This window comes from Micromonospora sp. L32 (assembly GCF_052068055.1).
Taxonomy (GTDB): domain Bacteria; phylum Actinomycetota; class Actinomycetes; order Mycobacteriales; family Micromonosporaceae; genus Micromonospora; species Micromonospora purpureochromogenes.
Map to the genome: position 1 here is coordinate 626,112 of NZ_JBQHDD010000003.1, position 11,413 is coordinate 637,524.

Below are 11,413 nucleotides of genomic sequence, written 5' to 3' on the forward strand. Positions count from 1 at the left end.
GCGCCGAGCCCTGCAGGACCTGCTCAGGGTTACTGATACTGCACATGGTCACGCCGATGCCGACCTTGGCCGTACCGGCGCAGAGACGCTGGCGTGGTCCGTGACAGAAACTGACTCCCGCGACAGCGATGCCGCCCACCCCAGCGACGGAGGCCGCGTGAGCACCTACCGGCGGACCCGGGTCGTCGTGGTGGTGCCCGCCTACAACGAGGCGGCCACCATCGCCGCCACGGTCCGCGCCCTACTGGCGCAGACCCGGCCGGTCGACCGGTTGATCGTGGTGCCGAACAACTGCTCCGACGACACCGCGGCGATCGCCCGGGCCGCCGGGGCCGAGGTGTGGGACATGCCGGGCTCCAACCCGCACAAGAAGGCCGGCGCGCTGAACTGGTCGATCAACCTGCTGCTGCCGCACCTGCACGACCGGGACATGTTGCTGGTCACCGACGCGGACAGCATCCTGGCCTCCGGTGCCGTCGCCGCCGCCGTCCACGCGCTGCAACGCCGGGGCGTCGGCGCGGTCTGTGCCGACTACCGGCTCGACCACCAGCCCCGGCTGCTCGACATCCTCCAAGGCAACGAGTACGCCCGGTTCTCCCGCTGGGTGTGGCGCAAGGGCGGCACGGCGGTCGTGCTCTCCGGCGTGGCCACCCTGTTCCGGGTGCCCGTGGTACGCCAGATCCTGGCCGCCCGCGCCTGCGGCGCGCTGCCCGGCTACCCGCGGGAGTTCTACCACCGGGACCCGGCCACCGAGGACATCGAGATGACGTTCGCGGTCCGGTCACTGGGCTACCGGCCCCGGGTCGCGCCCGGATTCGACGCGATCACCGACTCCATGCCCACCGTCCAGGCCCTCGTCACCCAGCGGGTCCGCTGGCAGCGCGGCATGCTCGACTCGCTGCGCCTGTACGGCTTCCGCTGGTGGAACGCCGGCAACTGGCTGCGCCAACTTGGCATCTACAGCAGCTCACTACTGGTGCCGATCTACCTGGCCGCCGTGGTCGCCGGCTGGTTCCTGGTCGGCACCCTGCCCTGGGATCCCCGCTGGTTACCGGTGACCGGCGTCTTCGTCCTGGAACGGGTGCTCACCGTCCGCCGGCAGGGCTGGTGGGCCCTGCTCACCGCCGCCGCGCTGCTCCCCGAGTGGTGCTACGAGCAGGTCCGCTCGTTCGCCTACTGGCGGGCGCTGGCCCAGACCGTACGCGGAACCGACCGCGTGTGGATCAACTCCTGAGAGAAAGGCACAACCTTATGTACCAGCGTGGATGCGCTGCCGCCGCCGCCGGATGTTCGGCCACCCTGCCGGTGACCGGGGTGAGCATCGGATGGTCCCTGATCGCCGGCACCACCCTGCTCATCGCCGGCCTGGCCCTGCTCCGGCTCGCCCCGACGATCCGCGGCCGGCGCCCCCGTACCCGCTGACCGGCGCCACCGGCGCGGCGGCCGAGCCGCCGCCGCGCCGCCGCCGCGCCGGCCTCACCCGGTCAGGTCGAGCCGCCAGTCGTTGGAGCGCATCAGGTGCCCGGGCGGGTACTCGAACTCGGTCTCGCCGAGCAGCGTGAACCCGGCCTTGCGGCAGACCGCGTTCGAGGCCGGGTGGTCCACCGACGGGTACGCGTGCGCCCACCGGTGCCGACCGTGGGCGCGCGCCTCGGCCACCACGGCGCGGACGGCGGCGGTGGCCAGGCCCCGCCCCTGGTGCTCGGGGAGGATCGCCCAGCCCATCTCGTAGACCGGCTCGTCGTGCCAGACGCGTTCCCAGTAGCCGACGCTGCCGACCTTCACCCCGTCGGGCAGCACCATGGTGAACATCCAGCCGCTGCGGGGACCGGGCCCCTGCAGGTACCGCTCGTGCCGGGCGAGCACCTGCTCGTCGGTCTCCGGGCCGCCGGTGTGGTGCCGGACCTCCGGCGCGTTGAGGCGACGCAGCAGGTCCAGGTCGTCCTCGTCCCACCGCGCGATGCGCACCTCGGTCATCCGTCTCCCCCGTCCGTCGTGGCCGCCCATTGAAGCAACCCCCACCGACGGTCCGGGGTCACGAGCCATCACGACACAATGATCTTCATGACGCATCGGTGGGACGGAATCACCCGCAGCGAGTCGCTGTCGGCGTGGGCGGTGAAGGCCCGGCACGAGCTGGCCGACCGGGCCCGCGCGTACGACTGGGACGGCGTCTTCGCAGTGCTCGCCGAGCCCCGTAACGCCGACTGGATCAACGCCACCCGCCTCGACGGCACCTCCTGGTACGCCCCGCTGCACCAGGCCGCCAACGCCGGCGCGCCCGTCGAGGTCGTGCGACGCCTGGTCGAGCTGGGCGCCTGGCGGGCACTGCGCACCGCTCGCCGGGAACGCGCGTTGGACATCGCCGTCCGTCTCGGCCATGACCACCTGCGGGAGGTCCTGACCCCGCCCCGCCTGGTCGACGTACCCGACCACGAGCTGCACGCGGTCCAGGAGCATTTCCACGGGCTGATCCGCGCTCGCGTCGGCAACCTGGTCAACGAGCACCGGCTGCGCCTGCCGGAGCTGGAGGTGCTGCTGGAGAAGCCTCGCGACGGAGCGTACTTCTCCGTCCCCGGCATGTACGGCGGCTTCAACTTCACCCTCGCCGTCGAGGACGGTCAGGCGAAGCTGACGACCGAGAGCTGGATGCGGGTGGTCGGCGGTTCCGGTCAGCGGCACGAGATCACCGCGAAAGAGGTCATCCTGGTCGAGGAGGGCTTCGTCTGATGGCGCCCGCGCCGCCGGCGGTGGCTGTTGGCGGTCGCTACAGAGCTGATGACGTCAACGAATCAGCATCGCCGCCGCACAGGAGTCAGCCGTTCTGGTCGGCAGCCGGGCGGGGTCGGGGCACCTGCCGGTTGAAGCGCGGCGTCAGAGCGAGCACCAGGGCCTCCTTCTCGGCCTCCGGGCTCTCGGTCTCCTTCCAGCGGACGACGCACCGGTTCAGCCAGTGGGCGATGTCGCTGGCCGTCGCCACCGGCCCGGTCCGGTCGAGTTCCTGGCCAATCTGGTCGTGCAGCACCGACGAACCCCGGTTGCCGGTCAGGTGCTGGCGCAGCCGGTCCCGCAGGTTCCCGGTGCGGCCGACGTAGATGACGGTGTCGCCCGCGAGCACCACGTGGACACCGGCCGCGCGGGGCGCGTTCTCCGCCGTGTCCATCGTGTACGGCAGGGCAGGCGTGAAGCCGGCGAGCAGGTCGCCGTACGCGATCTCGGTCATCCTCGGACGGTAGCGAGGAAGCGCGCCGTCCGGCAGCCCCGTCGCCTGCCTTCAGGGCTGGTCTTCCACCGACTGGTGCTCAATTTCCCTGGTCCTCCGCCGGCGATCTGGCCGGCGGCTTCCGGCGCGAGCATCGCCGCCCCTGGTGGTCTACGACGCTCCCAGGTGCGCCAGCATCGTCTGGTTCGCGGCCCAGCCGTCGGGGAACTTGACCGGCACGTCGAGGTGCACCGACTCGGTCGACGGGTGGGCGTCCAGCAGCTCGCCGACGCCCGCCCGCGCCACCACGATGCAGGCGTGCCGGTGCCGGGATGCCAGCACGCACAGCCGCCCCGACTCCAGGTGGAAGGCGGTGGCGTCCCGCCGCCCGGAGAGCGGGTGCAGCACGATCGTCACGTCGTACTCGCGGCCCTGAAGTCGGTTGGCGGTGTCGACGGTGACGCCCGCCCCGGCCTCGCCGAGGTGTGCGCGGATGGCCGCGACCTGGTCGCGGTGCGCGGCCCCGACGGCGATCCGATCGGCGGTGACCGGCGCGCCGGCCGGCGCATGCTCCGAGACGGCGACCGCTCCCCGCCGCAACACGCGCAGCGCCAGCGCGGCGCACGCCGACGCCGCCTCCGCGTCGGTGCGCAGGGTGTGCCCGGCCGGCAGTTCGTGCAGCGCCCACCCGGTGGTGGCGGCCAGCTCCACCGCCGCGTCGAGCGCGTCGCCCGGCCCTGGCTCGGTAAACGCCAGCGCCCGGTCGTCAGGGCCGGTGCCGGCGCGGAAGCCGGTGAACGGGTAGAACGCCGCCGCGACCACCGGTGCCGCCGACGCCGGCAGCCGCCACGACACGGGCAGGCGGTGGACGGGTAGCTCGGGGTTGTGCCGCAGCAGCACCGCCACCGCCGACTGCATCGGATCCCAGGTCAGGCCGGTCCAGCGCGCGGTCTCGAGGGTGGAGAACGGGTCGAGCTGGCCCGGGTCGCCCACGAACAGCGCCCGCTCGAACCGGCCAGCCACCCGCAGCAGGGCGTCCGACCGCATCTGGTACGCCTCGTCGACGATCGCCCAGGGCCAGGAGCCCTCGGTGACGGTGGCCCACTTCGCGGCCGTACCGATGATGACGGGCGGGCCGCCTAGGTCGGCGACCTTGGCCGCGACCTTGACCGTTTCGTGGCCCTTCACCCGGTCGGAGGGCTGGTAGTCGGTGGCGGAGAGGCGGCCGATGCGCAGCTCGGGGGCCTTGCGGGCGAGCCGGTCGATGAGGTCGTCGACCTGTTCATTGGTCTGCGCGATGATGATCAGCGGCTCGCCGGCGGCGGCCAGCTCGACTGCTGCGCGGACGACGAGGGTGGACTTGCCGGCGCCGGGTGGCGAGTCGACCACCACGCCGCGGTGGTTGCCGGAGCGCAGTTCGGCCAGTACGGCGGTGATGACGCGCTCCGCTTCGACGGCGGGTGGCACTTCCAGCCCCAGCATCGGCCCCTCCTCCCAGGCGCCCCGCAGACTACCGGCAACTGTTCCGCCCATATGAGCTTCATCTGATCGTGGCGCTCGTGCTGTGCCGCGCGGTCGGGGACCGGCGCGGCGTCGACAGGCCGGCGGTGCCGCAGCGGCCAGCGCGTCGAGCCTGGCGTCGCACCAGATGCGGGTACGCAGGAATTGGCGATTCTCCTCGCCGAGGGTCGCCGTGTTCCGGCCTAGCGCCTCGGCTACTCGCCGCCAGATGAACGACGGTCCTCGTGGTGGAGTAGGCCGTCGTCACGCGGACAGGCGTGACACCACCGCCGCCGCCAGCACCCGGTCGGCATCGAAGTCCGACAGTTCGCCGATCACATCCAACACGTCAACCAGATCGATGCTGATTGCCTCCCGCCGCACCGCAGATGCCCGACCCAAACCCGCCGCCCCGAAGTGCTTCAGCTCAACGAGCCGCCCAATGTACCGGTAGCGGGAGGGTGAGCTGGTGCAGGGGAGGATCACGACGTCCCGTCGGCCGCGGCACTCGAAGACGACGGCCGGCCGGATCTTGTACTCGTCCCGCTCGCGATAGGGCACCCGCGCCCAGACAACTACGCCCGGACGCAACCGGGTTCGCGCCACGAGGCGCACAACGGACATGTTCGGCAGCGACGCGTCGGCGGGGCCGGGAGCGACTCGCCAGCGTCGTACGCCGACGTTGGTCAGGTCTCGCTTGCGCAGCATAGTACTCTTGTTCACGGGCGTATTCCTTCTGCCAAGGTTGGCCGGGGCGATGCGGGCAGCCGAAATATTACGCCAGAGGCGTAGGATGTCAACGCCACTGGCAGATTTATTACGCCTGGAGAGGTTGATCATGACGGACTCGCCTGCTGGTCTTGGCCGAGCAATTCAGATCCGCCGGGCAGAGCTGGGCCTCAAGCGGAAGGACTTAGCCGAGCGGGCCCTGCTGAGCTATCCGTACCTGTCCGAGCTAGAAAACGGCACAAAGATGCCGTCCGCGAAAGCTCTGCGGCAGCTCGCAGCGGCACTCGAGTTGTCGCAGGCCGAGTTACTCGCGCGTGCGGACTCCAGTCCGACAGCCCGGGAACACCGACAGCAGCCCGAGGATCTGGCGTTCGGCCCCCCTGTTGCCTACGCATCACGGCTAGATCAGGCTGAGCGCCACGGAGGCGAGCGGCTGGCTAGCACCACCGAGGCATCTCTAGAAGAAGGTCAACTCGACCGGCTCGCTGACGTGGTCGCCGCGACCGTCCGGGCCGAGCTAGCCGCCTGGGCGCGGACGACGCTGCCCGCGCTCATCCGCGACGAGGTGCGCCGCGTACTGAATCACGAAAACTTGGAGACCCGGTGATCGGGACGCGTGGCTTCGAGCTAGCACGCTGGCAGGCTGAGGCCGTTGAGGCATGGGTCAGTGGCGACGGCGGCTCATATCGGGGAACGCTCGAGATCGTCACAGGCGGCGGCAAGACGTTGATTGCCCTCGCGTGCGCTGCCCGTGCGGCCGAACGCGATCCGGACCTGCGACTTGCCGTGGTCGTTCCCACCGAGGCGTTGGCCCGACAGTGGCAGGCAGCGCTCGAGCGCTTCACGACCCTGCAGTCGTCCGACATCGGCCTCCTCGGAGCCGGCGGCTCAGCCGATCTGTCCACGTGCCGGGCACTGGTGGCGGTGCTCAACACCGCAGCCAAGCAGCTGCCGACTTTGGCACGGGCGGCGCAACCCTTGATGCTTGTCATCGACGAGTGCCATCGCGCGGGCGCGCCGACCTTCTCTCGGGTGCTGGATGCGAAGGCCGACTACCGGCTCGGCCTGTCAGCCACTCCTGACCGTGAAGAACTAGACGATACGGGGCAGCTACTGCGCTACGACGAGCAACTCGTCGGCCAAGGACTCGGCCCCGTGGTCTACCGGTTCACCCTTCGCGACGCCCGACTCGCCGGATGGTTGCCGGACTACGACATTCACCACCACGGCATTCAGCTCACTGACGAAGAGCAACGCGAGTACGAAAAAATCAGCCGACAGGTGGATGACCTGGCCGACGAGCTGCGCTCCCTCGGCTTCGAGGTTGGACGGGCGCAGCAGCTGCAAAGGCGCCGCGATGACGTCGCACAAGTCGCCCGCCGGTACATTGCCGCGACGTCCCGCCGCAAGGGCCTGCTCTACCGTGCCACGGACCGCAGCCGAGTAGCCCATCGAATCATCGCGGATGCATTCCGAGATGGCTCAGCTCGCCGTGTGCTCTTGTTTCATGAACGGGTTGGTGAAGCGGAGCAACTCTATCGCCACATCAAGCAACATATGGCGGATTTCTCAATCGCGCTGGAGCATTCCCGGCTTGGCACGCGAGAGCGCGTGAACGCGCTAAACGCATTTCGGCATGGGCAGGCCCAAGTCCTGGTGTCTGTGAAGTCGCTGGTCGAGGGCATCGACGTACCGGAGGCGGACCTGGGTGTATCGGTCGCTGCCACCTCTAGTGTTCGTCAGCGGATCCAGGCTCTTGGCAGGGTCTTGCGCCGCCGCTTCGACGACTCGGCGCCGCGGAAGCACGCTGATATGCACCTCATCTACGTCGCAGGGACGGTGGATGAGCAGATTTACGCCAAGGAAGACTGGGCTGACCTCACCGGCGAGGGCTCCAACCACTACTGGCGCTGGCCCCGCGATCCCGAGCAGGCGAAGGAGATGGTGCCGGGGCCTCCGGCCACCCCGCGCCCAACAGAGGAGCAGGAGTGGGAGAGGTTGAGCCGGCGAGCGCCGGATGCGCCCGTTCGCTGGGAGGGCGTGCTCGTCGGCCAAGAGTACTCAGTCGACACCCTCGGCACCGTCACCAATGGCTCCGGCACTTTGATCCGCAACCCTCAGAACGCCGCGTCGATGGTCGAGCGCATCCGGGGCCGCCCCGGGGGACGCTTCCGGGTTACACCTGCACATCGCCTCGTCCTCGTATGGGGCGAAGGTTCGGAAGGGACAGTCCCGTACGTCGCCGGGCAGCTCTCGGAGCCGTTCGAAGCTGAGACCCTCAACGCCCCGACGGCCCACGAGAGCATCGACCCGTCGACGCTAACGCCAGGCACGCCGCTTCATCAGCCGCTCGACAAGGACGGCGGCACTTATCGCCTCCGGCAGAAGAGGGGTGGCGTGATCGAGCGGCGCGCACCGGATGGTGCGACTGAGTTCGCCCTGACCGATGATGTAGTGCCTGCTGATCTCGCGGCGAACGCCCGGCGAGTTCTGGATGGGTGGCGTCAGATGTTCGACCGAGGGATCAGCTTCTTCGTGAGTCGAGACGGGCAAGCCTGGTACGTCGAAGGCGGCCGGCGGTACTTTCTTGCTTACGTACCGGGCGGCTTCGCCTGGCCATCGTGACCGGCGCTCGTCATACGTAGGGCGGCCGACTCAAGAAGATCGGCCAGCATTGAGGGCGATTCGTGATCCTAAGTAGACGAGGAGCTCGGCCAGCACTAGGCTCGGTAAGCGCCCCGTCGGCGGAGTTGGCGACCGCACACCGGGGCGCTGATTGATCAGCCGATACAGGAGCCAGTGTGTCCTACCCTTACCCCGGCCAGTCACCGTCGAACCCCAATAAGGACGCCAAGTACTCGGTCGTTTCCAGCCCTAACGGCGGTTGGGAGGTCCGGCTGATCTATCGCGTCAGCGCGCGGGAGGAGGCGCTGCTGACCACTGACCGACACGAAAAGCTCGTCGGCATGGTCAACGGTGTGAAGCTGGAGCAGAACGGCAAACCCGGCGGCGCCTTCTACATCAACGAGTTTCACGATGTCCTGGTGCCACATCCGGGCGGCGGATGCATCCACGCGGGCACCTACCACGAGCTACTGAAGTTCGACTTCGACGGGCACGAGATTAGTCCCGTACCGCCGCCAGACCTAGTTCCGGGCGACCGTTGGCCAGGGCCCCACGTCGGCATCTTGTACATCTTGGCCGCTGGCGGCACCGACATCAGATACAACATCATGACACGGCAGAGAAGACGTAAGGAGATTCTGTCCGATAGCGTTGGACTCGACGCGGCCCGAACCCTCGCCGGCCGTCTCGCGAGAGTCAAAGGGCATCGAGGCGGGCGGATCTACATCAACGAAGCCGCGGAGTTCTTCACTCCTATGGATGGAGGCGAAAGTGGCCTCTCGTACATCTACCTCGGGTCGCTTGGCGACGACGCTTGGTTCCCCGCTCCAGACGTCCGCGGTCGCGAGTAGTTCACCTCATCCGGCTTTCGACGCATAGGACATGCTGCCCCCGTTGCCACGGCGTTTCGCGCCGGTCGGCCGAAGCGGGGCTTGAGGCCAAAACCAGGGCTTCCTTCGTACCCTCCCGGGTTGTCGGTCTCCTGCCAGCGGACCTCGCACCGGACCAGCCAGTCGGCGATGTCATCGGCGGACGCCTCGTGACCGGGCATGTCGGGGAGCTGGCCGACCTGCTCGTGCAGCACAGAAGAGCCCCGGTTACCCGTCAGATGCTGTCGAAGGCGCCGCCGTAGGTCCCCCGTGTAGCCGGCGTAGACGAACGTGCCGCGGTCGAGGACCACGTGCACGCCGGGCGAGGTAGGAGCGCCGGCGGCGGCTTCCATCGTGTACGACTGGGAAGGCGTGAAGGCGGCCAGAAGTTCTTCGGCGTCGAGCATCCCCGGACGCGACCGGTGTCAGCCCTCCCCCGCGGTCCCGCACGATCCGGGGTGCCCGTCGCATAGCCGGCAGCGCCGACCGCCATCGAGCCGAGCGTCGCACCAGACCCGGTGGCGGAGGTGCTGCGCGTCCTCCTCGCTGAGGGTGGTTTCGCCGAAGTCGAGGGCAGCGACGTGGCCGAGCGATTCGCGCAGCGCGACGGCCAGGTCGGCGGCGGCGTCGAGGCTGGTCAGGGTGGTGGGCAGGTGGATGATCCAGCGGGGCGCGGTCATGGTTGCCACTGGCTGTTGGGTGACCAGTCGGGGTCGGTGAAGCGGCAGCCGGTGTGGCTGGCCTGCCATTGGCGCAGGGCTTGGCGGATGCGTTCGGCCTCGGTGTTCGAGGTGGTCAGCTCGCGGTGCAGGCGGTCGAGCTCGTCGGCGAGCTGGTTGATGTAGGCGTGGACCTGGTCGGGGTCGAGGCCGCGCCAGCGCGTGTCGAAGGCGGCGACGCGGACCTGGTGTGGCTGTAGGCGTTCCCCGGTCACGTAGATCACGGCTGCCTCGCTGTCGGGTCGGCGACCAGAGCCTCGATCTCGCGGTCGGTCAGGCCTCGGCGGCTCAGGACCCGGCGGCCCCAGCGGTGGAGGCGGCAGGGGTGTGGGGCGCGGTCGTTACGGCAGCGGGGGCCGTCGGGCCACTGCTCGGCGGCGTGCACGGTGACGGCCTTGACGGCGAAGGTGACGTCTTCGGCGGTGACGTAGGGCGGTAGGGGTAGTTCGCCGAGGATGTCGTCGATCGAGTCCATGACCCTCCCTGATGAGGTGGTTTCGGCGCCGAGGCGGGCGGGGTCGGCCGATACGACCGCGCGTCCGTACCGGCCGGAGCCCAGCACCCGCCCCGGGCCTGTCTGGTTCTCCGGCCGCTGCCTCACGGCCGGAGGGTTCTCCGCCCAACTCGTGCCTGCGTGCATGCAGCGTTTGCGGCGAAAGGTTCGTGGGCGTCGGAGCAGCGCGCTGGCCAGCGCAGATTCGGGTCATCCGACTGGTCGAGGCGGGTGCTGCTCCGACGAAGGATCCACCGCAGTGCCTAGCTGGGGTGTTTCCTCGCCATCGAACTTTACCGGCGTTACTGGTAAAGTCAACGTTGCCCTTGAAGTTCTCCCAGCTGCCGTGATCAGATATGTGGGCCTAGCTGGGAGTACTTTGCATGCCCGCACAACGGAAGTTCGAGCCGCACTACCGGCGGATCATCGCCGACGTCAGGGAGCGCGTCGCCACGGGCGAGTGGCCTCCCGGGCATAAGCTGCCGTCCACCAAGGCACTCGCCGAGATGTACGAGGTCGGCAGCCAGTCGACAGTCCGCCAGGCCATCACAATCCTCATCGAGACGGGTGAGCTGTATGGTCACCAAGGTTTGGGCGTCTTCGTCGCCGAACGCGCCCCCAAATCGTCCGGAGAGTGAGCGAGAGCAGAGCGCCTACTTGAGCGTTGATCCGCTGCCTCGAACGCCGGCCGCCCAACCTACATCCCGTGCACACACTTCATGCAGTACGCGGGCCCGGAGCCAGGAACCCCGGCGCCACACAGTTGCCGCCCGACCAGCCAGGCGGGGTGGTCGAGTTCGCCCGGTCGCTCGGGGTACAGGCGTCGGCCCACCATCCACGATCTGGTTCAGATCGTCGTACTCGGCAAGCTGAGTGCGCAGGAACACCGGGCGGACGTGTACGTCGAGGACGATGACGCTGCCGGACAGGTCGGCGATCGGCACCCCAAGTCGCGGGCGAGCATCTCCACTGCCATGCTGGCCTTCTTCTGCCCGATGCCAGGAAACCGGCCGAGGCGGGCAGCCCGTTCGGCAGCTCCGGGCCGACCAGCCCAGATCGAGTTTGCCTGGCCAACGGGCCACATGAGCGTCGGGAGCCAATGCTTGACTCATTTGCCTCGAGGGACGACGCTTATGCTTCCACTTCGCGATGAATACAGCACCAGGGGGCCGCCTATCCGACCCGTGTCGGTGGCGGGTGGGACTGCCCCGGGTTCGGTTGACTCGCGGGGTTGAGTGGTTCAAGCCGCGTGTGCGGGCCTGTTGATTGTCTCAAA

The 11,413-nt window shown here is 68.9% G+C and carries 13 protein-coding genes; 6 read left to right on the forward strand and 7 right to left on the reverse strand.

Annotated features, from left to right (window positions below; translation table 11 throughout):
• Positions 1–157: 157 nt before the first annotated feature.
• Complete coding sequence (locus ACTMTB_RS11835; RefSeq protein ID WP_441144945.1) at positions 158–1,234, forward strand: glycosyltransferase family 2 protein; 1,077 nt, start codon at positions 158–160, stop codon at positions 1,232–1,234.
• A gap of 242 nt (positions 1,235–1,476) precedes the next feature.
• On the opposite strand, the gene ACTMTB_RS11840 is transcribed toward ACTMTB_RS11835, so the two are convergent.
• Positions 1,477–1,977, reverse strand: coding sequence for a GNAT family N-acetyltransferase (locus ACTMTB_RS11840; RefSeq protein WP_441144947.1), 501 nt, complete (start codon positions 1,975–1,977; stop codon positions 1,477–1,479).
• 87 nt (positions 1,978–2,064) lie between these two features.
• On the opposite strand from ACTMTB_RS11840, the gene ACTMTB_RS11845 reads away from it, so the two are divergent.
• Positions 2,065–2,730, forward strand: a complete 666-nt coding sequence (locus tag ACTMTB_RS11845) for a hypothetical protein (protein ID WP_441144949.1) — start codon at positions 2,065–2,067, stop codon at positions 2,728–2,730.
• A gap of 85 nt (positions 2,731–2,815) precedes the next feature.
• Here the strand turns inward: ACTMTB_RS11845 and ACTMTB_RS11850 are convergent, their stop codons facing one another.
• From ACTMTB_RS11850 to ACTMTB_RS11860, 3 genes are all read right to left on the reverse strand, one after another.
• Positions 2,816–3,223, reverse strand: coding sequence for a hypothetical protein (locus ACTMTB_RS11850; protein WP_441144951.1), 408 nt, complete (start codon positions 3,221–3,223; stop codon positions 2,816–2,818).
• Positions 3,224–3,373: 150 nt separating this feature from the next.
• Positions 3,374–4,684 (reverse strand): AAA domain-containing protein, encoded by a 1,311-nt coding sequence (locus ACTMTB_RS11855; RefSeq protein ID WP_441144953.1) that lies wholly within the window; start codon positions 4,682–4,684, stop codon positions 3,374–3,376.
• A gap of 282 nt (positions 4,685–4,966) precedes the next feature.
• Entirely contained in the window at positions 4,967–5,425 is a 459-nt protein-coding gene (locus tag ACTMTB_RS11860) for a type II toxin-antitoxin system PemK/MazF family toxin (protein WP_441144955.1), read from the reverse strand.
• 70 nt (positions 5,426–5,495) lie between these two features.
• Here ACTMTB_RS11860 and ACTMTB_RS11865 point away from each other — a divergent pair, with 70 nt between their 5' ends.
• The 3 genes from ACTMTB_RS11865 (at position 5,496) to ACTMTB_RS11875 (ending at position 8,907) form a co-directional block, all read left to right on the forward strand.
• Complete coding sequence (locus ACTMTB_RS11865) at positions 5,496–6,038, forward strand: helix-turn-helix domain-containing protein (RefSeq protein ID WP_441144957.1); 543 nt, start codon at positions 5,496–5,498, stop codon at positions 6,036–6,038.
• On the forward strand, positions 6,035–8,056 hold the full coding sequence (locus ACTMTB_RS11870) for a DEAD/DEAH box helicase (RefSeq protein ID WP_441144959.1): 2,022 nt from the start codon (positions 6,035–6,037) through the stop codon (positions 8,054–8,056). The genes ACTMTB_RS11865 and ACTMTB_RS11870 overlap by 4 nt, the downstream gene beginning before the upstream one ends.
• Before the next feature lie 176 nt (positions 8,057–8,232).
• Positions 8,233–8,907, forward strand: a complete 675-nt coding sequence (locus ACTMTB_RS11875) for a hypothetical protein (protein ID WP_441144961.1) — start codon at positions 8,233–8,235, stop codon at positions 8,905–8,907.
• A 443-nt stretch (positions 8,908–9,350) separates the two neighbouring features.
• Here ACTMTB_RS11875 and ACTMTB_RS11880 read toward each other — a convergent pair whose 3' ends face one another.
• The 3 genes from ACTMTB_RS11880 to ACTMTB_RS11890 are packed head-to-tail and all read right to left on the reverse strand — an operon-like array spanning position 9,351 to position 10,119.
• Positions 9,351–9,605 carry a hypothetical protein gene (locus ACTMTB_RS11880; protein WP_441145013.1) on the reverse strand — a complete coding sequence of 85 codons (255 nt, stop codon included), beginning with the start codon at positions 9,603–9,605 and terminating at the stop codon, positions 9,351–9,353.
• The gene (locus ACTMTB_RS11885; RefSeq protein WP_441144963.1) at positions 9,602–9,868 is read right to left on the reverse strand and encodes a DivIVA domain-containing protein; all 267 of its coding nucleotides are present in this window, start codon (positions 9,866–9,868) and stop codon (positions 9,602–9,604) included. Before ACTMTB_RS11885 ends, ACTMTB_RS11880 begins: the two co-directional genes overlap by 4 nt.
• Entirely contained in the window at positions 9,865–10,119 is a 255-nt protein-coding gene (locus ACTMTB_RS11890) for a hypothetical protein (protein ID WP_441144965.1), read from the reverse strand. Before ACTMTB_RS11890 ends, ACTMTB_RS11885 begins: the two co-directional genes overlap by 4 nt.
• A 401-nt stretch (positions 10,120–10,520) precedes the next feature.
• On the opposite strand from ACTMTB_RS11890, the gene ACTMTB_RS11895 reads away from it, so the two are divergent.
• Positions 10,521–10,775, forward strand: coding sequence for a GntR family transcriptional regulator (locus ACTMTB_RS11895; RefSeq protein ID WP_441144967.1), 255 nt, complete (start codon positions 10,521–10,523; stop codon positions 10,773–10,775).
• The last annotated feature ends 638 nt before the right edge of the window (positions 10,776–11,413 follow it).

Coding starts and splice junctions, on each gene's coding strand:
- ACTMTB_RS11840 (WP_441144947.1), bottom strand. CDS start 1,977: ATGACCGAGGTGCGCATCGCGCGGTGGGACGAGGACGACCTGGACCTG.
- ACTMTB_RS11845 (WP_441144949.1), top strand. CDS start 2,065: ATGACGCATCGGTGGGACGGAATCACCCGCAGCGAGTCGCTGTCGGCG.
- ACTMTB_RS11850 (WP_441144951.1), bottom strand. CDS start 3,223: ATGACCGAGATCGCGTACGGCGACCTGCTCGCCGGCTTCACGCCTGCC.
- ACTMTB_RS11855 (WP_441144953.1), bottom strand. CDS start 4,684: ATGCTGGGGCTGGAAGTGCCACCCGCCGTCGAAGCGGAGCGCGTCATC.
- ACTMTB_RS11865 (WP_441144957.1), top strand. CDS start 5,496: ATGTCAACGCCACTGGCAGATTTATTACGCCTGGAGAGGTTGATCATG.
- ACTMTB_RS11880 (WP_441145013.1), bottom strand. CDS start 9,605: ATGACCGCGCCCCGCTGGATCATCCACCTGCCCACCACCCTGACCAGC.
- ACTMTB_RS11890 (WP_441144965.1), bottom strand. CDS start 10,119: ATGGACTCGATCGACGACATCCTCGGCGAACTACCCCTACCGCCCTAC.
- ACTMTB_RS11895 (WP_441144967.1), top strand. CDS start 10,521: ATGCCCGCACAACGGAAGTTCGAGCCGCACTACCGGCGGATCATCGCC.